The 22,911-nt window shown below is 66.7% G+C and carries 16 protein-coding genes; 8 read left to right on the forward strand and 8 right to left on the reverse strand.

Annotation, left to right across the window (positions count from 1 at the left end; translation table 11 throughout):
• Nucleotides 1-33 precede the first annotated feature (33 nt).
• Entirely contained in the window at nt 34-3,540 is a 3,507-nt protein-coding gene (locus tag QRN07_RS18290; RefSeq protein ID WP_285241826.1) for a S41 family peptidase, read from the forward strand.
• 280 nt (nt 3,541-3,820) lie between these two features.
• Here the strand turns inward: QRN07_RS18290 and QRN07_RS18295 are convergent, their stop codons facing one another.
• The 5 genes from QRN07_RS18295 to QRN07_RS18315 form a co-directional block, all read right to left on the reverse strand.
• The gene (locus QRN07_RS18295) at nt 3,821-4,249 is read right to left on the reverse strand and encodes an OsmC family protein (protein ID WP_050685718.1); all 429 of its coding nucleotides are present in this window, start codon (nt 4,247-4,249) and stop codon (nt 3,821-3,823) included.
• 147 nt (nt 4,250-4,396) lie between these two features.
• Nucleotides 4,397-4,750, reverse strand: coding sequence for a hypothetical protein (locus QRN07_RS18300; protein WP_050685719.1), 354 nt, complete (start codon nt 4,748-4,750; stop codon nt 4,397-4,399).
• Between the two features lie 126 nt (nt 4,751-4,876).
• Nucleotides 4,877-6,607, reverse strand: coding sequence for a 2-oxoglutarate dehydrogenase, E2 component, dihydrolipoamide succinyltransferase (gene sucB / locus QRN07_RS18305; RefSeq protein WP_056598824.1), 1,731 nt, complete (start codon nt 6,605-6,607; stop codon nt 4,877-4,879).
• A gap of 115 nt (nt 6,608-6,722) precedes the next feature.
• Nucleotides 6,723-8,105, reverse strand: coding sequence for a dihydrolipoyl dehydrogenase (gene lpdA / locus QRN07_RS18310; protein WP_050685721.1), 1,383 nt, complete (start codon nt 8,103-8,105; stop codon nt 6,723-6,725).
• A 245-nt stretch (nt 8,106-8,350) separates the two neighbouring features.
• Nucleotides 8,351-9,877, reverse strand: a complete 1,527-nt coding sequence (locus QRN07_RS18315) for a leucyl aminopeptidase (RefSeq protein ID WP_285241827.1) — start codon at nt 9,875-9,877, stop codon at nt 8,351-8,353.
• A gap of 259 nt (nt 9,878-10,136) precedes the next feature.
• On the opposite strand from QRN07_RS18315, the gene QRN07_RS18320 reads away from it, so the two are divergent.
• The 4 genes from QRN07_RS18320 (at nt 10,137) to QRN07_RS18335 (ending at nt 15,753) form a co-directional block, all read left to right on the forward strand.
• A complete protein-coding gene (locus QRN07_RS18320; RefSeq protein WP_050685723.1) occupies nt 10,137-11,075 on the forward strand; it encodes a proteasome assembly chaperone family protein in 939 nt (312 codons plus the stop codon).
• A 51-nt stretch (nt 11,076-11,126) separates the two neighbouring features.
• Nucleotides 11,127-12,488 carry an MFS transporter gene (locus tag QRN07_RS18325; RefSeq protein ID WP_285241828.1) on the forward strand — a complete coding sequence of 454 codons (1,362 nt, stop codon included), beginning with the start codon at nt 11,127-11,129 and terminating at the stop codon, nt 12,486-12,488.
• Between the two features lie 158 nt (nt 12,489-12,646).
• On the forward strand, nt 12,647-13,921 hold the full coding sequence (locus tag QRN07_RS18330) for a DUF4192 domain-containing protein (RefSeq protein ID WP_285241829.1): 1,275 nt from the start codon (nt 12,647-12,649) through the stop codon (nt 13,919-13,921).
• Nucleotides 13,922-14,460: 539 nt separating this feature from the next.
• On the forward strand, nt 14,461-15,753 hold the full coding sequence (locus QRN07_RS18335; RefSeq protein ID WP_050685726.1) for an RNA polymerase sigma factor: 1,293 nt from the start codon (nt 14,461-14,463) through the stop codon (nt 15,751-15,753).
• Between the two features lie 192 nt (nt 15,754-15,945).
• Here QRN07_RS18335 and QRN07_RS18340 read toward each other — a convergent pair whose 3' ends face one another.
• A complete protein-coding gene (locus QRN07_RS18340; protein ID WP_050685727.1) occupies nt 15,946-16,167 on the reverse strand; it encodes a DUF7455 domain-containing protein in 222 nt (73 codons plus the stop codon).
• 255 nt (nt 16,168-16,422) lie between these two features.
• Between QRN07_RS18340 and QRN07_RS18345 the strand changes: the two genes are divergently transcribed.
• Entirely contained in the window at nt 16,423-18,531 is a 2,109-nt protein-coding gene (locus tag QRN07_RS18345; RefSeq protein ID WP_285241830.1) for a DNA gyrase/topoisomerase IV subunit B, read from the forward strand.
• A gap of 78 nt (nt 18,532-18,609) precedes the next feature.
• On the opposite strand, the gene QRN07_RS18350 is transcribed toward QRN07_RS18345, so the two are convergent.
• Together QRN07_RS18350 and QRN07_RS18355 are read right to left on the reverse strand one after the other, a co-directional pair.
• On the reverse strand, nt 18,610-19,593 hold the full coding sequence (locus tag QRN07_RS18350; RefSeq protein ID WP_050685729.1) for a M56 family metallopeptidase: 984 nt from the start codon (nt 19,591-19,593) through the stop codon (nt 18,610-18,612).
• Nucleotides 19,594-19,599: 6 nt separating this feature from the next.
• Entirely contained in the window at nt 19,600-19,983 is a 384-nt protein-coding gene (locus QRN07_RS18355) for a BlaI/MecI/CopY family transcriptional regulator (protein WP_050685730.1), read from the reverse strand.
• 259 nt (nt 19,984-20,242) lie between these two features.
• Between QRN07_RS18355 and QRN07_RS18360 the strand changes: the two genes are divergently transcribed.
• Nucleotides 20,243-21,844 (forward strand): cytochrome ubiquinol oxidase subunit I, encoded by a 1,602-nt coding sequence (locus tag QRN07_RS18360; protein ID WP_056598837.1) that lies wholly within the window; start codon nt 20,243-20,245, stop codon nt 21,842-21,844.
• 16 nt (nt 21,845-21,860) lie between these two features.
• Nucleotides 21,861-22,910, forward strand: coding sequence for a cytochrome d ubiquinol oxidase subunit II (gene cydB, locus QRN07_RS18365; protein ID WP_285241831.1), 1,050 nt, complete (start codon nt 21,861-21,863; stop codon nt 22,908-22,910).
• Nucleotide 22,911: the final 1 nt, after the last annotated feature.

Consider the following 22,911-nt stretch of genomic DNA (forward strand, 5'->3'; position numbering starts at 1 on the left):
CGGTGGCGTGGATGGTTTGACTATGATCGAACGATGACCTCTTCGAGCTACCTCCGATTCCCGCACCTGCACGGCGATCTGGTCACCTTTGTGGCTGAGGACGACGTATGGATTGCACCGCTGGGAGGCGGCCGGGCCTGGCGTGTTTCCGCGTTGCAGCTGCCCGCCCGCAACCCCCGCTTTACGCCGGACGGCAAGCGGCTGGTCTGGTCGGTGGTGCAGGGAACGGCGCCGGAGGTGGTCACAGCGGAAGTTGATGGCGGCGGGTACCGGCAGCTCACCTACTTCGGCCACGCCACCACCCGGGTCAAGGGTTTCACTGCCGGCGGCTCCGTGGTGGTCACCAGCGCCTTCCGGCAGGCCGAAAGCCGCCACACTTACGCTTACAGCGTTCCGTTGGAAGGCGGCGCGGCCGAAGAGCTCCCGTTCGGGCCTGTGGAGTCAGTGGCTTTCGGTCCGGAGCTGGGCGATGAGCGGCCCGTTGTTGTGGCCTCCGTATTGTCCCGTGAACCGGCCTGGTGGAAGCGCTACCGGGGCGGTACCGCCGGCAAGCTGTGGATCGACTCGGACGGCAACGGCGAGTTCGACCGGCTGCTCCCCGACCTGGACGGCAACATCGCCGACCCCATGTGGGTGGATGGCCGGATCGCGTTCCTGTCGGACCACGAAGGCTACGGCAACCTCTACTCGGTGCTCCCCGGCGGCAAGGACCTGCGCCGGCACACGGACCACGAGGACTTTTACGTCCGCCATGCGGCTTCGGACGGTACCCGGGTCATTTTCGAGTCTGCCGGCGAACTGTGGGTACTGCATGACCTGCAGTCCGACGCCGTCCGGCTGGACATCAGCCTCGGCTCTGCTTCCCAGTCACGCCGGCCGGCGCTCCTGAAGACCACCAGGCACCTGGGCGCCGTGATCCCCGACGAAGCCGGCAACGCCAGCGCCATCGAGGCGCACGGCACCATCCACTGGCTCCGGCACAAGGACGGCCCCTCGCGCATCATCGAGGCCACGCCCGGGGTCCGGGCACGCCTTCCCCGGCCTGTGGCCGGCGGCCGGATCGCCTACGTCGCGGACCACGACGGCGTCGAGGCGCTTTACATTAAGGACATCGCCGCTCCGGTCCAGCACAGCGGCGTGGTGACCACACCTGCTGTGCCGGCGAAATCCGTGCCCGCCACGGCAGCGGCACCCGCCGTCGCAGCAGCCCCGGCGTTGCCGCAACCCGTCCCCGCCGCCGGCTCCGCCGTGTTGGCCCGGGACAACGCCACCGCTCCGGCCGGCGACGACCAGCAGGCTGACGTCGCCCCCGAAACCGGCGCTGCCGAAGCGGCCGCGGACGCCGCCGCGGCCCGGCCGGCTGACGCCGACGGAAACGCCGTGCGCATCAACCTTCCGTCGCCGTCGCGCACCAGTTCCCTGGAAGCGAGCCCGGACGGCCGCTGGCTTGCGGTGGGCACATCCTTCGGCGACCTGCACCTCGCGGACACCGCCACCGGTGCCCTGACCCTGGTGGCCAGCATCGGTGAGGGTTCCATCTACGACCTGGCCTGGTCCGCGGACTCGCAGTGGCTGGCGTGGGCTGAGCCCGTCACGTCGTTTGGCACCCGGACCAAGCTGCGCCTGGCCAACGTGACGGAGCCCAGGACCGGGCCCGTGGAGGTGACGGACGGGCGTTTCTGCGACCGGTCGCCGGCCTTCACCCCGGACGGCAAGTTCCTGGCCTTCCTGTCCAACCGCAGCTTCGACCCTGTCTACGACGGGCATTCCTTCGACCTTTCCTTCCCCAGCCCCATCAAGCCGTACCTGGTGGCACTGGGTGCCCGGACGCCGTCGCCGTTTGGTCCCGCCGTTGATAACGACGCCGGGACGGCAGCCGGGGAAACCGCCGGCACTGACGGGACGGAACAGTCCGCCGTGGTGGTGGATGCGGAAGGCTTGTCCCACCGCGTCATCGGCGTCCCCGTCCCGCAGGGCAACTACACCGCCCTGAAAGCCACGGACGGGGCCCTGCTGTGGCTCGACTGGGCCCTTGCCGGGGTTACGGGTGACGGCAAGGCCAACAAGGACGACAAGGATGCCCGCCCCAGCCTGGTCCGGTTCGACCTGGAACGCCGCAAGCAGACCACACTGGTGGATGCGGTGGACAGTTACCGGCTTTCCGGTGACCGCGCCAAGGTGGTGCTGATCGCCGACAAGCAGGTGAGCGAGGTCCCGGCCGATGCGAAGGCGGATGAGGAGTCCGGCAAGCTGGTCAAGGTGGACCTGGGCCGGATCCGCGTGATGATGGACCCGCTGAGCGTCTGGGGCCAGGCCTTTGATGAAGCCTGGCGCCTGCAGCGCGATTTCTTCTGGACCGAGGACATGGCCGGCCAGGACTGGGAATCCATCCACAAGCGCTACCGTCCCCTGGTGGACCGCCTGGGCTCGCACGATGACCTGGTGGACCTGCTCTGGGAGCTGCACGGCGAACTCGGAACCTCGCACGCCTACGTCAAGCCCGCCGCGGTGACCGAACCCGGCAGCCACGGCCAGGGCAGGCTCGGCGCCGACCTCAGCCACACCCCGGCGGGGTGGGAAATCACCCGCATCCTGGCAGGCGAATCATCTGATCCGCTGGCCACCTCGCCCCTCACCAGGCCCGGGGTCGGCGCCAAGGCAGGGGACATCCTCCTCGCCGTGGACGGCGTCCCGCTCTCCGACGTCGTCACCCCCGCCATGCAACTGGTGGGAGCTGCAGGCCGGGCCGTCGAGTTGACCCTCCTGAACGGTGCCGCCCATGGCGAAGCCGCAGGATCCCAGCGCCGTGTCGCTGTGGTCCCCGTCAAGGACGAGGAACGGCTGCGCTACCAGGAATGGGTGGCTGCGAACCGGCGCACCGTCCGGGAGGCATCCGGCGGCACGTTCGGCTACCTGCATATCCCGGACATGATGGCCAATGGCTGGGCGCAGCTGCACCGGGACATGGACACCGAGACGGCGCTCGATGGCCTGATCGTGGATGTCCGCCGCAACCGCGGCGGGCACACCTCGCAGCTGGTGGCAGAGCTGATTGGCCGAAAGGTCACCGGCTGGAGCATGCCACGCGGCGAAAAGCCCAGGACCTATCCGGACCACGCGCCGCGCGGCCCGGTCATCCTCCTGGCGGACGAGTTCGCCGGCTCCGACGGCGACATCATCACCCAGGTCTCCAAGCTGCGGGGGATCGGACCCGTCATCGGCACCCGCACCTGGGGTGGCGTGGTGGGCATCGACAACCGCTTCAGCCTGGCCGACGGCACCGGGGTCACCCAGCCGCGCTACGCCAACTGGTTCGGCGGCGGTGTTGGCTGGGGCGTGGAAAACTATGGTGTTGATCCGGACATCGAGGTGGCCTTCCCGCCCCACGCCTACGCCGCCGGCCGTGATCCCCAGCTTGAATACGGCATTGGTGCGCTCAAGGAAATGGTCCAGGAACTGCCCACCGACCGGCCCCCGGCCCGCGAGGGATACCGCCGGTTGCGCCCGGCCCCGTTGCCGGCCCGCCGGCAGGGAAAGTAGGCGCAGCAGCGCGGACAGGCGCTGCCTGACCGGGCACCAGGCTCCCCGGGGGCCGGACCGGCAATGCCAGCTCCGGCGCCCGGGGAGCTTTTTTGTGCCGGGCATGTTCCGGATCCGCCCGGCAGCAAAGCCAATCTCCAACCCCGGCGCAAGTCCGGTCCGTCCGGGTCCGGCCGGATATGGCACAGGAATGGCCCCGTCCCAGCTGGGACGGGGCCACTCCTGCGGGCCGGTCACCGGCCCTGTTCAAACCATCCGGCGCATCTGCGCCGCTGTCGGCTCAGGCGTCGAGCGTGGCGTCCAGGGTGATGTCGATGCTGGCGAGGGCGCCGGAAACGGGGCAGCCCACCTTCGCAGCAGCGGCGATCTTCTGGAACTCCTCCTCGGAGATGCCGGGAACCTTGGCTGACATGGTCAGGTGGCTACCGGTGATGCCGGTGCCGGGGACAAAGGTGACGTCAGCCTTGGTGCGGACTTCCTCCGGGTTGTGGCCGGCGGTGGCCAGTTCGTTGCTGAATGCCATGGAGAAGCAGGCTGCGTGGGCCGCGGCGATGAGCTCTTCCGGGCTGGTCTTGCCGTTGGCCGCTTCGGTGCGGGCCTTCCAGGTGACATCAAACGTGCCCAGGCCGGAGGTAGCCAGGCTGGTGGTTCCGGAACCCTCCGTCAGGTTCCCGTTCCATACGGCGTTTGCTGAACGCGTTGCTGCCATGTTCACTCCTCAGGTTGATTGTTACCGGGGCAGGCTACTGCCTGGGCCCCGCCTTGTTCCATCCTAGGGACTTCGCTTACGGCGCGCGACGGATGTCCGCTGTCAGTGGATTGTGACTTTGACGGAGCTGCCCGGCAGCGCAGCGGGTCAGTTCCAGATGGTGGCGATCGCGATATTGATCAGCGCAAGGCCGCCCACGCCGTGCGCCAGGCCGGTGGAGACGGGCTGGCCGCTCCTGGCCTTGCGGACGCCAACGATGGCGAGGACTGCAACCACAACGGCGATGACCAGCTTGATCCCGAGCTTCGCGTAATTGGGGTCGGCGTCCGGCATAAAAGGCAGCAGGCCCATCATGGCGATGCCGGTCAGGAGCTGCAGGAAAGCGCCGTCGCGCTGGCGGGGGTGGACCGTGGGTTCCTTGATCGTGGCAATCCAGTAGCCCACGATCATGGCCGCCCCGACGATGTGCAGGAACACCAGGATGCTGAAGAGAATAGTCATAATCCCAGCTTAGCCAGTTTGTTCTACGCCCTGTAGCAGAAGGCGGTTAAAGCACGACGGCGGCGCAGGGCTTCCGGAGGTTTCCCTCCCTGGCCTTGCACCGCCGTCGTCAAGCGGTTGAGCGGGTTAGAGCCCGAGGTCCGCTTCGAAGGCGCCTTCTTCGAGGCGTGCCTTCAGGGTCTGCAGGAAGCGGCCGGCGTCCGCGCCGTCCACCAGGCGGTGGTCGTACGTGAGCGACAGGTACATCATGGACCGGATGGCGATCGAGTCGTCGCCGTTTTCGTCAGCAACCACCACGGCGCGCTTGACGATCGCACCGGTGCCCAGGATGCCCACCTGGGGCTGGTTGATGATCGGTGTGTCGAACAGGGCACCCACGGAACCGATGTTCGTGATCGAGAACGTACCGCCGGACAGTTCGTCCGGGCCGATCTTGCCACCGCGGGTGCGGCCTGCAACGTCGGCGATCTTGGCGGCCAGCCCGGCGAGGTTCAGGTTGCCGGCGTCGGAGATGACCGGGACCAGCAGGCCCTTGTCGGTGTCGACGGCGATCGCCAGGTGCTCGGCGTTGTGGTACGTGATTTCCTGCTTGTCCTCGTCGTACGCAGCGTTGAGCTTGGGGTGCTGCTTGAGGGCTTCAGCCACTGCCTTGGCGATGAACGGCAGGAAGGTCAGCTTGACGCCGTTCTGGGCCTGGAAGGAGTTCTTGGCCTTGGTGCGGAGCTTGGCCACCTTGGTCATATCAACTTCGTGGACCTGCGTCAGCTGGGTGGAGATCTCCAGGGATTCGCGCATCCGGCGGGCGATGACCTGGCGGATGCGGGGAGCCTTCTGGCTGGTCCCGCGCAGGGACGATTCCGCGACCGGCGCCGGTGCGGATGCTGCCGGTGCTGCGGCCGGAGCGGCAGGGGCTGCCTTGGCTTCGGCGGCGGCGATGACGTCCTGCTTGCGGATGCGGCCACCCACGCCGGTTCCGGCGAGCGAGGTGATATCCACGCCGTGCTGGTTGGCCAGCTTGCGGACCAGGGGAGTGACGTAGCCCGACTCGGAGGCTGCTGCTGCCGGGGCCTCAGCCTTGGGGGCTTCGGGTGCCGGAGCTGACTTGGGGGCCTGCTTGGGCGCTTCCGGTGCCGGGGCAGCCTTCAGTGCCTCTGCCTTCGGTGCCTCTGCCTTGGGGGCTTCAGCCTTCGGTGCCTCCGGTGCGGGAGCGGCCTTGGGTGCTTCAGCCGGTGCTGCTGCTGCGCCGGAGCCGATGACGGCCAGGACAGAGCCAACCTCTGCCGTTTCGTCCTCGTTGACGCGGATTTCCTGGAGGGTGCCGGCAACGGGGGACGGGATTTCCGTGTCCACCTTGTCGGTGGACACTTCGAGCAGCGGCTCGTCGACCTCGACGGAATCGCCCACGGCCTTGAGCCAGCGGGTGACGGTGCCTTCGGTGACGCTTTCGCCGAGCGCCGGGAGGGTAACCTCGTGGCCTTCGCCGCCGCCGGCTGCCGGAGCTTCCTGCGCCGGTGCCTCTTCGGCCGGGGCTGCCGCGGGGGCTTCCTCAGCTGCTGCGGGGGCCTCTTCGGCCGGTGCTTCTGCAGCGGGTGCTTCCTCTGCGGGCGCGCCGCCGCCGGAGCCGTCGCCGATCCGCACCAGCGGTGCGCCTACTTCGGCGGTCTCGTCTTCAGCGACCAGGATTTCTTCAATCACGCCAGCTACGGGAGAGGGGATTTCAGTGTCTACTTTGTCGGTGGAGACTTCGAGCAGCGGCTCGTCCACCTCTACCCGGTCACCTACCTGCTTAAGCCAGCGGGTGACGGTTCCTTCGGTGACGCTCTCACCGAGGGCGGGCAAGTTAACGGATTCAGACATGTCGTCCCCGTTCTCCTTATTGATCTTTGATGCGGATGAATGCTGCCTTGTTTGAAGCCTAGTGCACCCGGAAGTCGGGTCCAGGTGCACCAGGCCCCAGGAACTACGGGGAAAATTAGCCGTGCAGGGCCTTGCCGGCGAGGGCCAGGTGGGCTTCGCCGAGGGACTCGTTCTGGGTGGGGTGGGCGTGCAGCAGCTGGGCCACATCCTCCGGGTACGCTTCCCAGTTCACGATCAGCTGGGCCTCGCCCACCTGCTCGCCCATGCGGGCACCGATCATGTGGACACCCACCACGGGGCCGTCCTTCTGGCGGACCAGCTTGACCAGGCCGCTGGTGCCCAGAATCGAGCTCTTGCCGTTGCCGGCCAGGTTGTATTCCTGGGTCTGGACCTGGTCCTCGCCGAACTTCTCCTTGGCGGCCTTCTCGGTGTAGCCCACGGTGGCGATCTCGGGCTCGGAGTAGGTGACCTTGGGGATGTTGATGTCTTCGACCACTACGGGCTTCAGGCCGGCGATTTCCTCGGCCACGAAGATGCCCTGCTGGTAGCCGCGGTGGGCCAGCTGCACGCCGGGGACAATGTCGCCCACGGCGTAGATGTTGCCCACGCCGGTGTGCAGGCGCTCGTTGGTGATGACGAAGCCGCGGTCGATGGTGACGCCGGCTTCCTCGTAGCCAAGGTTGGCGGTGACGGGGCCACGGCCCACGGCCACGAGGAGCAGGTCGGCTTCAAATGTCTTGCCGTCCACCAGGGTGACCTTGACGCCGTCGTTGTTCTGCTCGACGCCCTGGAAAAACACGCCGGTGGAGAACTTGATGCCGCGCTTTTTGAAGGCACGCTCGAAGTTCTTGATGATCGTGGCGTCTTCGTTGGGGACCAGCGACGGCAGGCCTTCCACAATGGTGACGTCCACGCCGAAGGACTTCCAGACCGAGGCGAACTCGACGCCGATGACGCCGCCGCCCAGGATGATGACGCTCTTGGGGATGGAATCCATCTTCAGGGCCTCATCGGAGGTGATGACCTTGCCGCCGATTTCCAGGCCCGGAAGGGTGCGGGAGTAGGAGCCGGTGGCCAGGATGATGTTTTTGCCCTTGTAGGCGGTGCCGTCCACAACAACGGTGTCGGTGCCCTGGAGCTTGCCTTCGCCTTCGATGACGGTGATGCCCTTGGACTTGATGAGTCCCTGCAGGCCCTTGTACTTGCCGGCGATGATGCCGTCCTTGTACGCATTGACGGCAGTGATGTCGATGCTGTCGAGGGTGACGTTCACGCCGTACTTGGCGGAGTCACGGGCGTGGTCGGCCAGTTCGGCGGAGTGGAGCAGGGCCTTGGTGGGGATACAGCCGTTGTGCAGGCAGGTACCACCCAGCTTTGCCTTCTCCACGAGGCCCACGGTGAGGCCAAGCTGTACGGCCCGGAGCGCTGCAGCGTATCCGCCGCTGCCGCCACCGAGTACCAGGATGTCGAATTCTTGCGCAGTTGCCTGATCGGCCACTTAAACGCTCCCTCGCGTGAACGATGACGCGATCCGCGCATCATCTGGTCTTGGAACTAGCACTGCCGTGATTATGCCAGCAGCGCCATTCCCTTGCATTTGTGACTACCGTGGTTCACCTTAGCGAACCACTTATCCATGCTCCACCTTGGCACAGTGTTTGTGGCGTGCTTGTGGCGAGTGTCACGCGGCCCTGTGGCGGACGGATCAGCCCGCCCGCCGCAGGGCCGTGCGACGGCTGGAACTCAGGCCGCTGCGGCCAGGATGTCCTCGACGTATGCCACCAGGGTCCGGACGGTGCAGCCGGTGCCCTGCTTGTGGGTATAGCCGTATGGGCTGCCGTTGTTGAACGACGGGCCTGCGATGTCCACGTGGGCCCACGGGATCTGCTCGCCGTCCTTGCCCTCGCCCACAAACTCCTGCAGGAACACCGCAGCGGTCATCATGCCGCCGTGGCGTTCGCCGATGTTGGCCAGGTCGGCCACCTGCGAGTCCAGGCTGGGACGCAGTTCCTCCGGCAGCGGCATGGGCCAGACCAGCTCGCCGGCGCGGTCCGCTGCCGCTTTCAGGGCACCGGTGACGCTTTCGGAGCCCATGATGCCGGCTGTCCGGTTGCCCAGGGCGATCAGCTGCGCGCCGGTCAGGGTTGCCACGTCGATGATCGCGTCCGGGTATTCGCGGCTGGCGGCCACGATGCCGTCCGCCATGACCAGGCGGCCTTCGGCGTCCGTATTGAGGACCTCCACGGTCTTGCCGCCGAACATGGTCAGGACATCGGCCGGGCGGGATGCGGCGCCGGACGGCATGTTTTCGGCGATGCACAGCCATGCGGTGGCCTTGACGGGCAGGCCCAGGCCCGCGAGGGCCAGGACGGTGTTAAGCACGACGGCGGCACCCGCCATGTCCGACTTCATGTCACCCATGCCGAGGGCCGGTTTGATGGAGATTCCACCGGTGTCAAAGGTGATGCCCTTGCCCACCAGGGCGATTTTCGTGGTCGCCTTGGCGGGGGAGTACTCCACCTTGACCAGCCGGGGCTGTCGGGCCGAGCCCTTGCCCACGCCCATGATGCCGCCGAAGCCTTCCTTCTCAAGCCGCTTCTCGTCCCAGACGGTCACCTTGACGGGCAGGCCCTTGGCCAGTTCCTTCGCGGACTCGGCGAATGATTCCGGGTAGAGGTGGCTGGGCGGCTGGTTGACCAGTGACCGGGTGGCGTTCACGGCCCGGCCCAGCAGGGTGGCGCGCTTGAGGGCCGCGGGAACGTCCTTGTCCCCGGCAAGGGCGGTCAGGATCACGGCGTTGCTGACAGGTGCCTTCAGGCCGTCCTGCGAGGACCGGAACTCCGTGAAGGAGTAGGCACCCAGCGCGGCACCTTCGGCGACGGCCGCGACGTCGGCCACGGATGCCGTCGGGAGGGCCAGGGTCACCGTGGTGAGACCGGCAAGCTGGCGGACGGCGGAACCGGCTGCCCGGCGGAGTGCCTCTTCGGTCAGCGGCCGGGTGGCGGATACCTTTCCGACGCCGGCCAGGACAAGCACGGGCGCGCCTGTTTCCGGAAGGCCCGGAAGCCGGACTGCCTGGTCGGCCGAGCCGGTGACGCCCAGGGCCTTCAGGGAATCGGTGAGGGTTTCGGCGGACTTGGCCGTCAGCGGGTTCGCCAGCAGGAACGGCCCGTCGGTGCCCTGTCCCACTCCTATGACCACTGCGTCACTGGGGCTCTTGACCAGGTCCCGGGAGAGGGTACTTAGGTTGATTTCAGCGTTCTTGACCACAGGGATCAGTCCTCAATTCTCGAAAGATGATTCGCAGCAGGATGCATGTTCGGCGTCCTGCCATGGTTGCCCGGATGCTGCCGTTCTGGACGCGGTCCGGGTGTCTGCGGGCCCGTCCGGCAGGCCAGTTCCGATCGTAGTCCTTCCTTTGCGCCGGGATGGAATCCATTGAGAGCTGCGCCACACCGGCAGTCGGAATGCACGGACCGCCCGCCGTGTTGTACTGGGAAACCAACCGTTCCCGTGAAAGGAACATGCCGTGCTTGAACGGATTTCCGGCTATCTGCTGGACCCCGATGCGCTCTATGCCAGCAACATCGAGCTGTTCCACAGCCCGGAGCTGCGTGGCTTGAACCTCGTGATGGGATTCACTGGCTTCGCTGACGCAGGCCATGTGGTTAAGCAGGTCAACACCGAGCTCCTGGACTCCCTGGACGTCAAGCCCGTTGCGGTCTTCGATGCCGACCAGCTGATCGACTACCGCTCCCGCAGGCCGCACCTGACCTTCGTTGAGGACCACCTGCAGGATTACCAGGAACCCAAGCTTGCCCTCTACCGGCTGGTGGACGGGCTGGGGAGCCCGTTCCTCCTGCTGGCAGGCTTCGAACCGGACCTGCAATGGGAGCGGTTTGCCCGCGCCGTGGTGGGCATCGTGGAGAAACTCGACGTCAACCTGGTCACCTGGCTGCACTCCATTCCCATGCCTGTGCCGCACACCCGGCCCGTGGGTGTGACGGTGCACGGCAACCGCCCCGACCTCATCGAGGGCATCTCGGTGTGGAAGCCCACGGTGGAGGTCCCGGCCGCCATCGGACACATCCTGGAACTGCGCCTCATGGAGGCCGGCCGGAACGTGGCGGGCTACGTCATCCACGTCCCGCACTACCTGGCCGACGCCGAATACCCGCCGGCCGCCGTCGCCGGTCTGGAATACCTTGGCGCCGCAACCTCGCTGATGATGCCTACGGACAGGCTCCGCGAATCCGGGCGGGACGTCAGCCGGCAGATCGCCGAGCAGATCGACGCGTCCGAGGATGTCCAGCAGGTGGTGGCGCGGCTGGAAAGCCGCTACGACGAGAAGGCCGAAGGGACCGTGCGCCGGTCCCTGCTGGCCAACGAAAATGACCAGCTGCCCGACGGCGATGAGCTTGGCGCCGCCGTGGAGGCGTACCTGGCCAGGGAGAACCCCGGCCAGTAGGTGGTTCCCCGGCGGCACGGCTGCCGGCGGGGGTGTGGGCATAATGAGGGGGTGACTGCTCCCCGCGCCTGGCTTATCTGGACCGTTGGAATTTTCGGGTACCTGGTGGCGGTGTCGCAGCGGACATCGTTCGGCGTGGTGGGGCTCGAAGCGACCGAGCGGTTCCACGCCAGCGCTTCAGCCATCTCCTTCTTCACCGTCCTGCAGCTCCTTGTTTACGCAGGGCTGCAGATCCCGGTGGGCCTTCTGGTGGACCGGTTCGGGTCCCGGGCCATGATTGTGGGCGGTGCCGTTCTGATGGGGCTGGGCCAGCTGCAGCTGGCTTTCGCCGACAGCATCCCCGCCGGGGTGGCCGGCCGGGTCCTTGTGGGCGCCGGCGACGCCATGACCTTCATCTCGGTGATCCGCCTGATCCCGCTGTGGTTTGCCCCGGCCAGGGTGCCCTTGGTGACCCAACTGACGGGCATGTCCGGGCAATTGGGCCAGCTTTTCAGTGTTCTCCCCTTTGCGTTTGTCCTGCACACGTCCGGCTGGACCCCGGCGTTCCTGATGCTGGCCGGGATGTCCGCCCTCGCCGTCCTCCTCGTGGCGCTGTTCCTGCAGGACGCCCCTCCCGGAACGGCCAGGCCCGCTCCCCAGCAGGGTTTCCGGGCCACCGGCGCCTCGCTGGCCCGCGCCTGGCGGCAGCCGGGGACGCGGCTGGGCATGTGGAGCCACTTCACCATCCAGTTCAGCGGCACGGTGTTCGCCATGACCTGGGGGTATCCGTTCCTGATCTCCGGCCAGGGCCTTGACGCCGGCACGGTGGCCGCGCTGATGGCACTTTATGTGGCCGCCGCAATGGCCGTGGGCCCGTTCATCGGCCGTTTTGTATCCCGGCATCCGCTCCGGCGTTCCACCATGGTGCTGCTCATCGCAGCTGCCACCGCCGCCGGCTGGGCTGCCGTCCTCTTCACCCCCGGCAGGGCGCCGCTGTGGCTGCTGGCAGGGCTGGTGGTGGTGCTGGCCATCGGCGGACCGGGTTCGATGATCGGTTTCGACTTCGCCAGGACCTTCAACCCGGCCCACCGGATCGGCACGGCCACCGGAATCGTCAACGTGGGCGGCTTCATCGCGGCGCTGGTGGCGATTTTCCTGATCGGGCTGGTCCTGGACCTCCTCTACGCCAGCGGTTTCTCCAACGGGGAACTGTATGGACTGGAGCCGTTCCGGCTTGCCTTGGGCGTCCAGTTCCTGTTGCTGGGGGTTGGTGTTGGTGCTGTGCTCGTGTCCCGGCGCAAGGTGCGGCGGCAGATGGCCGCGCAGGGGGTTGTGGTGCCGCCACTGCGCAGCGCCCTGGCCAGGCAGCGCCGGGAGGCGCTGGCCCGCCGCAGGGGTACCGCCGGGTCCGACGGCAACACGGACCAGGTGTAATTACCACTGACAACCGGGGCGCACACCGCCCGGGCCGCGGCCTGCGCGTCGGGCGCCGGCGCGTGACTTCTCCTCCACCGGCGCCTCCGCCGGCGGGGTTGTGCACATAGGGGACAGGTCCGCTTACCGCAGCGACGGTGCCGGCGGACAGTGGGTCCATGACTGCACCGCAACCGCTGAGTGTCCATGGACCCGAAGACATCCTCGCCTTCATCCCGCATTCGCTGGGCTATTGGCCCTCGTCCAGTGTGGTGGCCATGACCCTGCACGGGAAGCGGCTTGGGGCCACCCTGAGGCTGGACCTGCCCGGGCCGGCGGGGCTTCGGCGCCCGGAAGCCTTTGCCAGGGCCGTCCGCGGCTACCTGCAGGCGGACGGTGACGCGGACGGCACACTGGTCGCTGTTTTCGGTGGGACGGCAGCTGCCCCCGCCCCGCAGCTGCACCAGCTGTTGATGCTGGAACTTTACGATGCCCTGCAGCGGGCAGGGATGCCTGTCCGCGATGCGTGGTACGTGGGGGACAGGTACTGGCGCGGCGCCTTCTGTGTTGATTCATCGTGCTGTCCGGCACCGGGCAGGCCGGTCCAGCAGATCCTGGACAGCCGGCTGTACGCGGAAATGGTGTTCCAGGGCAGCACCGTGGGACCTCCACCGGATGGGTCTCCTATCGGTGACCAGTGGGCAGCCGACTATTTGGCAGCCGTGCGCGCGGCCCGCACCGCGTGGCGCCGCAAGCTGGAGCGGCGACGCGGCAGCCGGGAGCAGTTCCACCTGGTCCTGTCGTACTGGGCAGCGGTCCTGGGCCGGCCTGCGGGGGAACCGCTGCTGCCTGCGGCGGACCGGGACGGTTTCCTCTTGGCCACCCTGATGGTTCCCTGCCTGCGCGACGCCGTCCTGGTGCAGGCCGCGGCGGGGCGGACCACGGCAGTCGCGGGGGCAGCACAGTTCGGCCTTCTCCGCGACGGGCCGTTCCCCAGACCGCTGTCGCCGTTGCCGGCTGGCGACCTGCCCGGCCGTCAACCTGGCGGTGATGCTGGCAGTGGCAGTGGCAGTGGCAGTGGCACAGGCGTTGGTACCAGTGCCGGCCAGGTGTTCGGTTACGGTGATGTCCTCCTGGGGCTGGGACCGGAAGTGCCGGATTGGCCCCAGCTCGAGGCGCTCGACCGGATGCTGGCGCACCTTGCGCTGGCGGGCGGGAAGTCCGCTGCTGCGCCGCTGACTCTGCAGGGCTGGGTTGCGTGGTGCCGGGGGAGGGGCTCCGTCGCTGCTGCCTACTACTGCCGGGCGCTCCGCGCGCAACCGCAGTACCGCCTGGCCGGGCTGCTGCTGGAGCTGGACCAGCGGGGCACCATCTGCGGCTGGGCGGCAAGGAAGGAGGCTGCGTGGCAGAAGTTCAGCACTGATCCTGAGCGGGGAACCGGACAGCTTGGCTGAGGGGCGTGCGGGCCGGAGGGGCGACAAGGTGTGTGGTCCCGAGCGGTGTGTGTGCCTGAACGGTGTGTGGTCCTGAATGGTGTGTGTGCCTGAACAGCGTGCGCGGCTGCACGGCGGGGGACCGGCTGGCGGAGGGCGGACGGGCGGGATGGGCGTAGCGGCCGCAGGGGCGCGGGCAACCAGTGGCGGAAGTCGCCGCCGGTAGCGAGTGGAGTGCGGGACGGCGGTCGGAAGTTTCGGCTGGCAGCGGCTGGAGTGCGGGCGTCCAGCAGGCAGTCACGGGTGGCATCGCGGGAGAGGAGTGTCGGCAGGTAGGTCCGATCCGGCGAAACCGTGAGACAATGGACGCCGAGACCCGGTTGGGTCCGTGTGTCAAGAGCTTGTGTTGGGCCCCTCGGGGAACAATTCAGCCACTCCGGCAGTTGAGTTAACAGACTCTGCCGGCCGTGGTGGCGCTTGATTTCCATCACGGACTTGACAGGGTCATAGTGGTGTTGCCCGTATGGCGATTCCACAGACCACCGCTAGAAAGGTTTTCTGTGACCCCGTCTTCCACGAAGAAGGACCCCGCCGCCCAGGACGAACTGTCCGCTGAGGAGAAGCAGGCGGCTACCAACGCCAAGCGGGCAGCCACTCGTGCGGCCAACAAGGCTGCCGCCGGCGAAGCCGGTCCTGACGGCAAGCGCGAGCCCAAGAAGCGCGGCCCGAAGCCCGGAGCCAAGGCCGCTGCCGGAAAAGCTGCAGATGACGACGCCGACGACGCCGACGACGCTGACCAGGATCCGGACGATTCCGCACTGGAAGGTGCCGACGCAGCCGAGGACGACACTGCCAAGGCTGCCGCACCCACGGGCAAGGGATTTGTCTACTCGGACGCCGACGACGACGACGCACCTGTCCAGCAGGTTATGTCCGCCGGCGCCACGGCCGACCCCGTCAAGGACTACCTGAAGCAGATCGGTAAGGTGGCGCTGCTCAACGCGGAGCAGGAAGTTGACCTTGCCCTCCGCATCGAGGCAGGCCTGTTTGCCGAAGAGAAGATCAACGCTGACGACGGCGCCATGGACCCGAAGTTCAAGCGTGAACTCGACTTCATCATCCACGACGGTAAGCGCGCCAAAAACCACCTCCTGGAGGCAAACCTCCGCCTGGTGGTCTCCCTGGCCAAGCGTTACACCGGCCGCGGCATGCTCTTCCTTGACCTCATCCAGGAAGGCAACCTGGGCCTGATCCGTGCGGTGGAGAAGTTCGACTACACCAAGGGCTTCAAGTTCTCCACGTACGCCACCTGGTGGATCCGCCAGGCGATCACCCGCGCCATGGCCGACCAGGCCCGCACCATCCGTATCCCGGTGCACATGGTGGAAGTCATCAACAAGCTGGCCCGTGTCCAGCGCCAGATGCTGCAGGACCTGGGCCGCGAGCCCACGCCCGAGGAACTGGCCCTGGAACTGGACATGACGCCGGAAAAGGTCGTCGAAGTCCAGAAGTACGGCCGCGAGCCCATTTCGCTGCATACGCCCCTGGGCGAGGACGGCGATTCGGAGTTCGGTGACCTGATCGAAGACTCCGAAGCAGTTGTTCCCGCTGACGCGGTGAGCTTCACGCTTCTCCAGGAGCAGCTGCACTCGGTCCTGGATACGCTTTCCGAGCGCGAAGCCGGCGTGGTGGCCATGCGGTTCGGCCTCACCGACGGACAGCCGAAGACTTTAGACGAAATCGGCAAGGTCTACGGCGTCACGCGTGAGCGTATCCGGCAGATCGAATCAAAGACCATGTCCAAGCTCCGCCACCCGTCACGGTCGCAGGTGCTCCGGGACTACCTGGACTAGGCAGCAAAAAACCGCGGGGCCGTTCCGTAGCCGGGCATCCAACGGATGCCGGCTCCGAACGGTCCCGCTTTTTGTTTGAGCAGGGTTCCGCGGGATGCTGCAACACCTGGACGTTTATGGACCTGGACGTTAAAGCACTGTGGCCCCTCAGGTGAGGGGCCACAGTGTTGGCTTGCTGGGTTGGAGAGCGACTTAGTCGACTTCCACCACTGCCTTCTGGTGGAGCCTGGACGTCTCGTCATGCCAGTCGGAGCTGAGCGGCTTGAGCGTTGCTTCGACCGCGCGGGCATGGTGGCCGCAGAAGAGCAGCTCACCGCCGGAGGTTTCAAGAACAACCCGGACATATGCCTGTGCTCCGCAACGATCGCACCGGTCCAGTGCATTGAGTGTGCGGTCTGCCACTGCTGTTGTCATGTCGGCCTCCTTAGTAGTTCAGTACGTCTATATAACCAGTATTCGTAACAAAACCATCGCAAGGATGGGGCAAGTTCGCTGTCCGCGTATCCACAAGGTTCCCTCAAGACCTCCGTGCGGCAACCCCGCGACAGGCCCGTGGCAGGGCGCACAGGCGGCGTCCAGTGTGGCAGCCGACCGTCCCGGCCGGGCCCGGCTAGGCTGGAGGAAGCGATCCCCGCGCCGGCCTTTTCTCCCCGAAGGAGCTCATTTCCCGTGGCACCCAGTTCTGATTACACCGCCCGGCACCTGTCTGTGCTGGAAGGCCTGGAGGCCGTCCGCAAGCGCCCCGGCATGTACATCGGTTCGACGGACTCACGCGGCCTTATGCACTGCCTTTGGGAGATCATCGACAACTCAGTAGACGAGGCCCTCGCCGGGTTCGGCCACGACATCAGGATCATCCTGCACGCCGATAACTCCGTGGAAATCCACGACGACGGCCGCGGCATCCCCGTGGACAAGGAACCGAAGACGGGCCTCACCGGCGTCGAGGTCGTTTTCACCAAACTGCACGCGGGCGGCAAATTCGGCGGCGGATCCTACACGGCGTCCGGCGGCCTGCACGGTGTGGGCGCTTCGGTGGTTAACGCGCTGTCCTCACGCCTGGACGTGGAAGTGGACCGGGGCGGGAAGACCTACAAAATGTCGTTCCGCCGCGGCGAGCCCGGACGCTTCAAAGACACGGGATCGCGGATCGACCCCGAGGCAACCTTCGGCCCGTTTGTGGATGGCTCCGTCCTGGACGTGGTGGGCAAGGCCAAGCGCGGCGTCACCGGAACCAGGATCCGTTACTGGGCGGACCGGCAGATCTTTACCCCGGACGCCAAGTTCTCCTACGACGAACTGGCAGCCCGGGCCCGGCAGACCTCATTCCTGGTACCCGGCCTCAAACTCACGGTGCGTGACGAGCGCAAAGTCCCAGGCACGCCCGGCGAGTCCGGACCCCACGAGGAAGTATTCCACCACGACGGTGGCATCTCGGAGTTTGTGGATTTCCTGGCCGCCGACCCCGCGGTGACTGACGTGTGGCGGCTGCACGGCTCCGGCAAGTTCAAGGAAACCGTTCCGGTCCTGGACGAGCGCGGCCACAGCCAGCTCGCCGAAGTGGAACGCGACTGCGAAGTGGACGTGGCCCTCCGCTGGGGGATCGGCTACGACAGCACGGTGCGCAGCTTCGTCAACATCATTTCCACGCCCAAGGGCGGAACCCACCAGTCCGGTTTCGAGCAGGCGCTTGTTAAGACCTTCCGCAAAGCGGTGGAAACCAACGCCCGAAAGCTCAAGGCGGGCAACGACAAGATCGAAAAGGACGACATCTTCGCCGGCCTCACGGCTGTCCTCACCGTCAGGCTGGCCGAGCCGCAGTTTGAAGGCCAGACCAAGGAAATCCTGGGCACCTCTGCTGTCCGCGCCATCGTGGCCCGCGTGGTGGAACGGGAGATTGCCGCGAAACTGACCTCAGCCAACCGCAACGACAAAGCCCAGTCGGCGCTGCTGCTGGAGAAGATCGTCAGCGAAATGAAGTCGCGGATTTCCGCGCGCGTGCACAAGGAAACCCAGCGGCGCAAGAACGCCCTGGAAACTTCCTCGATGCCCACCAAGCTTGCCGACTGCAGGACGGACGACGTCGAACGCTCCGAACTGTTCATTGTGGAAGGCGACTCGGCCCTGGGCACCGCCAAACTGGCGAGGTCCTCCGACTTCCAGGCGCTGCTGCCCATCCGCGGCAAAATCCTGAACGTCCAGAAGGCTTCCGTGGGCGACATGCTCTCCAACGCCGAGTGCGCAGCCCTGATCCAGGTGGTGGGCGCCGGGTCCGGCCGCAGCTTCGACATCACAGCTGCCCGCTACGGCAAAGTCATCCTGATGACCGACGCCGACGTCGACGGTGCGCACATCCGCACGCTCCTGCTCACCCTGTTCTTCCGGTACATGCGCCCCATGATCCTGGACGGCCGGGTCTTCGCCGCCGTGCCGCCGCTGCACCGGGTCGAGGTCATCAACGCCGGGCAGAAAGCCAACGAGATGATCTACACCTACTCCGAGGCGGAACTGCACGTCCTGCTGGCCCGGCTGGCCAAGGAAGGCAAGCGCTACAAGGAGCCCATCCAGCGGTACAAGGGCCTGGGGGAGATGGATGCCGAGCAGTTGGCGGAGACCACCATGGACCCGCGGCACCGCACCCTCCGCAAGGTGGGGATCGAGAACGCCCAGCAGGCCGAGGAGATCTTCGACCTGCTGATGGGCTCGGACGTGTCGCCACGCAAGGACTTCATCATCGCCGGTGCGGCCAGCCTGGACCGGGAACGCATCGACGCCTGAAGCGCGTCGAAGCGCGGCAGGAGCGTCTCCCGCCGTCCAGTCGAGGCCGTCCAGTCGAGGCCGTACTCTCGACGCCGGTCAGCCCAGCAGGCCGGGCACCACCAGTAGGGCCGTGGGCAAGGCGAGCAGCAAAACGCAGCCGGCCAGCACCACGGCGCGGACAGGGCCGGGCAGCTGCGGCTGCGGTGACAGCAGGCGGCTGACCCGGGACGCGGTGGTGCGGGCGGAGTCCGAGCCGCCCGCCGGATCAGCCCCGCCAAGCGCCAGTCCCGGGTTGCCCGGCTGCACATCGGAGGCGCCGGGCGCCTTGGCTGACCCGCTGGCCACGATGGCGATGGCCTTGATCAGCGTGGCCTTGCTTTCGGATCTCAGGGCCACGTCGTCGGCCAGCATCTCGATCAGCGAGTTCACCGCCTCCTGGGCCAGCCGGGTGGTGGGAAGCCACGGCAGTGCTTGGCGCCAGGCCGCGAAAGCCCACAGCAGGAGGTGGTGCCGCTGGCTGAGGTGCGCGTTCTCGTGGCTGAGTACGGCGCGGAGCTCGGCCGGTTCCAGGGCTGCCATCAGGCCGTCTGAGAGGACGGTCACGGAGCGCGCCCCGCCGGGCAGGCAGTAGGCCACCGGTGAGTCGTGGCTGATGACCAGGGTTGCGGCGTCCTGCCCGGACGGTGAGGCCAGCAGGGCCAGCAGTTCCCGGTGCCGCCGCCGCTGGCGCTGGATCCGGTAGTACGTCAGGAGCAGGGTAAAGACCAGGTGGGCGCTGAGCAGGGCAGCCGCGGAAAGCGCGAAGATATGCCAGAAGCCCAAGGCTGTGGTGGGGGCGTTGTAGAGGACCATCCCGGCCAGCGCCCGGATGCCCGCAATCAGGTTCTCGCCGATGGGCTCGAGCCCGTACACCAGCATGGCACCGATCATCGAAAGGCCACCTGCCAGTGCGATCGCCTGCCACAGGAGCATGGCCGTGAACGGCGAACGCGCAGGCCAGTGCGCCCGCGACAGCAGGATGGGCACGGGCCAGGCCAGCACCAGCGCCAGGACAGCCAGCAGGTACGAGGCCCAGAACATGGTCTGTTAGAGGTGGCCGAGCAGCTTGCGCAGCGTTTCGGCTTCGCCTTCGGTGACGGAACCGATGAAACGGGCCAGGACTGCCTCTCGGTCCGGGGCCGAGCCGAGGACTTCGTGCATCAGTTCGGCGGTGTGGTCCGCACGGCTGGATACGGCCTGGTAGCGGTGCGGGCGGGTGCCGCGTTCGCGTTCCACCAGGCCCTTTTTCTCCAGCCGGGACAGGACGGTCAACACCGTGGTAACGGCGAGTTCCTTGGCCTCGTGGCCGGGTCCCACCTGCGCGGCGGACATACGTGCCAGCCGGTCCCGGAGGGTATTGGCAGTGGCTGCTTCCTGGCCCGCCCAGAGCAGGTCCATCACTGCCCGTTCAAGTTCACCAAGACTTGCCATCGCTCTTTATTCCTTTAGTTTCCCCGCACTGTCCGCTTCGTGCGGACGGTGACTGTGTTGCCGATTTTGTTGCTGCTCCAAATTTACCCCGAATCGCCAGTATTTTCTACGTGGAGTAGAACATGTGGCGCGCCGCGGGGTGGCGGGCCATCCTTAGGGGGACGGATCGTTTTACAGCACCTCCGGCATTGTTCTACACTCTGTAGAAGTAAGAGTTCTACGAGACGTAGAAAACTCGCTCCTGACCTTAGGGACTGCCTTGGACGCCTTGGAAATCGCACGCTGGCAATTTGGTATCACCACCGTCTACCACTTCATGATGGTGCCGCTGACCATCGGCCTGGGCCTGGTGGTGGCCGTCATCCAGACCGCCTGGCACCGGACCGGAAAGCCCGAGTACCTCCGGATGACCAAGTTCTGGGGAAAGCTCTTCCTGATCAACTTCATCATGGGAGTGGCCACCGGCATCGTCCAGGAATTTCAGTTCGGGATGGCCTGGAGCGAATACAGCCGCTTTGTGGGGGACGTCTTCGGCGCCCCGCTGGCCCTCGAAGCCCTCCTCGCCTTCTTCGTCGAATCAACGTTCCTGGGCCTCTGGATCTTCGGCTGGAAGCAGCTTAAGCCGGCAGTGCACCTCGCCTGCCTGTGGATTGCTGTGGTGGGCTCGGTGTTCTCCGCCTACTTCATCATTGTGGCCAACAGCTGGATGCAGCACCCCGTGGGCGTGGAAATGGTGGATGGCCGGCCGGTGATGACCGATGCCTGGGCCGTGTTCACCAACAACACCGCCATGGTTGCCGTACCCCACACCATTTTTGGTGCCCTGGCCGTGGCCGGCGGCTTCCTGCTAGGGATCGCCTGGTACCACCTGTGGCGCCGGCGCCGCGACGGCATCGACACCATCGGGGCTGACGGCAAAGTCATTCCCGGCGAAGCTCCCAGCATTCCGGGCCGGGACCGTGCCGACCACGCCGTGTGGATCCGCAGCCTGCGCATCGGTGCGGTGGTGGCCATGATCTCGTTCGCCGGCACCGCGATCACGGGCGACCTGCAGGGCAAGCTGATGTTCGAACAGCAGCCCATGAAGATGGCAGCCGCTGAGGCCGCCTGCCACGACGGCACCGGGTTCTCGGTCCTGAGCATCGGTAACCTTGGCGCCCAGAACTGCGAGGACATCGTGGCCGTCATCGAGGTCCCCGGCATCCTGTCCTTCCTGGCCAAGGGCGACTTCACCACCGAGGTCAAGGGCGTCAACACCCTGCTCCCGGAATACCAGGCCAAGTACGGCACCAACCTTCCGGACAACCCCATCTACGGCGAGCGCGCCGGCCAGGAAATCGACTACCTTCCCGTCATGGAGGTCACCTACTGGGGCTTCCGGATGATGATCGGCTTCGGCAGCCTGGCCGCCATGGCAGCGTTTGCCGCCCTCTGGATCACCCGCAAGGGCACCGTTCCCGAATCAAAATGGCTGATGCGGCTTGCCGTCTTCGGCATCCTCGCCCCGTTCGGCGCCAACGCCGCCGGCTGGATCTTCACCGAAATGGGCCGCCAGCCCTTCGTGGTGGCACCCAACCCGGACCCCAACGGCATCGACCAGGTGTTTATGTTTACCGCCGCCGCCGTCTCACCAGGGGTTTCCGCCGGGGAACTGCTGGCATCCCTGATCGCCCTGAGCGCCGTCTACGCCGTCCTGCTTGTGGTGGAAGTGAAGCTGCTGGTGAAGTACATCCGCGGCGGGGTGGTCTCCGCGATGCCGGAACTGGGCCACACGCCGTCGGACGACGACGCGGACGGCACCTCCGGCGCCGGCGGCCCGGGCAGCAAACCCGACCACGACGTCCTGGCCTTCGCCTACTAGGAACGGGAAAGAACACATGGAACTGCTCCCCACCATCTGGTTCATCGCCATCGCCGTCCTCTGGACCGGCTACCTCTTCCTCGAAGGCTTCGACCTCGGGGTTGGCATGCTGATGAAGCTGTTCGCCCGCAACAACACCGAACGCCGTGTGCTACTGAACACTGTTGGCCCTGTCTGGGACGGTAACGAGGTGTGGCTGCTGACCGCCGCCGGTGCCACGTTCGCGGCGTTCCCGCTCTGGTACGCCTCCCTGTTTTCCGCCCTGTACCTGCCCCTGCTGGTGGTGCTGCTGGCACTCATCTTCCGGGCCGTGGCCTTCGAGTACCGGGGCAAGGTGGACACGGACTCCTGGCGGTGGCGCTGGGACTGGGCCATCGCACTGGGCTCGTTCTTCGCCGCCTTCGGAGTGGGGGCAGCCCTGGCACTGACCACCACGGGGCTCCCGCTGAATGCCAACGGCGACCGGGTGGGCGGGCCGATGGCCTGGTTCAGCGGCTACGCCATTCTGGGCGGCCTGGCCGTAGTGGGGTTCGCCCTGCTGCACGCCCTTGCCTTCCTTGCCCTGAAGACCGACGGCGACATCCGGCACCGCGCGCGGCAGTGGTTCGTCCGGCTGCTCCCGGTCCTGCTGCTGCCCATCGCCGCCTGGGCCGTGAGCGTCCAGGTCCTGGACGGCAAGGCCTGGACCTGGGCCGCCGTGCTGCTGGCAGTTGCCGCCGCCTGCGCCGCCTGGCTGTTTGCCCGGCGCGGCGCCGAAGGCAAGTCGTTTGCTGCCATGGGGCTGTTCCTGGTCCTGGGCACCACATCCATTTTCGGTGCCGTGTTCCCCGTGGTGCTGCCGTCCACCCTGGACAGCGCCTTCGACCTGACCATTTCCAACGCGTCCTCCTCGGACTACACCCTGGGCCTGATGAGTATTGTGGCCGCCGTGGGACTGCCCTTGGTGATCGCCTACCAGGCCTGGACCTACTGGGTGTTCCGCCGCCGGGTGAGTGCCGACCACATCCCTACAGCCCATAGCTTCCTGCCGGCAATCGCTGCCCGTGCCTTCACCACCAAGGGCTGAG

The organism is Pseudarthrobacter sp. MEB009 (assembly GCF_030208875.1).
Taxonomy (GTDB): domain Bacteria; phylum Actinomycetota; class Actinomycetes; order Actinomycetales; family Micrococcaceae; genus Arthrobacter.

Coding starts and splice junctions, on each gene's coding strand:
- QRN07_RS18290 (WP_285241826.1), top strand. CDS start 34: ATGACCTCTTCGAGCTACCTCCGATTCCCGCACCTGCACGGCGATCTG.
- QRN07_RS18295 (WP_050685718.1), bottom strand. CDS start 4,249: ATGGCAGCAACGCGTTCAGCAAACGCCGTATGGAACGGGAACCTGACG.
- QRN07_RS18300 (WP_050685719.1), bottom strand. CDS start 4,750: ATGACTATTCTCTTCAGCATCCTGGTGTTCCTGCACATCGTCGGGGCG.
- sucB (WP_056598824.1), bottom strand. CDS start 6,607: ATGTCTGAATCCGTTAACTTGCCCGCCCTCGGTGAGAGCGTCACCGAA.
- QRN07_RS18330 (WP_285241829.1), top strand. CDS start 12,647: ATGACTGCACCGCAACCGCTGAGTGTCCATGGACCCGAAGACATCCTC.
- QRN07_RS18340 (WP_050685727.1), bottom strand. CDS start 16,167: ATGACAACAGCAGTGGCAGACCGCACACTCAATGCACTGGACCGGTGC.
- QRN07_RS18350 (WP_050685729.1), bottom strand. CDS start 19,593: ATGTTCTGGGCCTCGTACCTGCTGGCTGTCCTGGCGCTGGTGCTGGCC.
- QRN07_RS18355 (WP_050685730.1), bottom strand. CDS start 19,983: ATGGCAAGTCTTGGTGAACTTGAACGGGCAGTGATGGACCTGCTCTGG.
- cydB (WP_285241831.1), top strand. CDS start 21,861: ATGGAACTGCTCCCCACCATCTGGTTCATCGCCATCGCCGTCCTCTGG.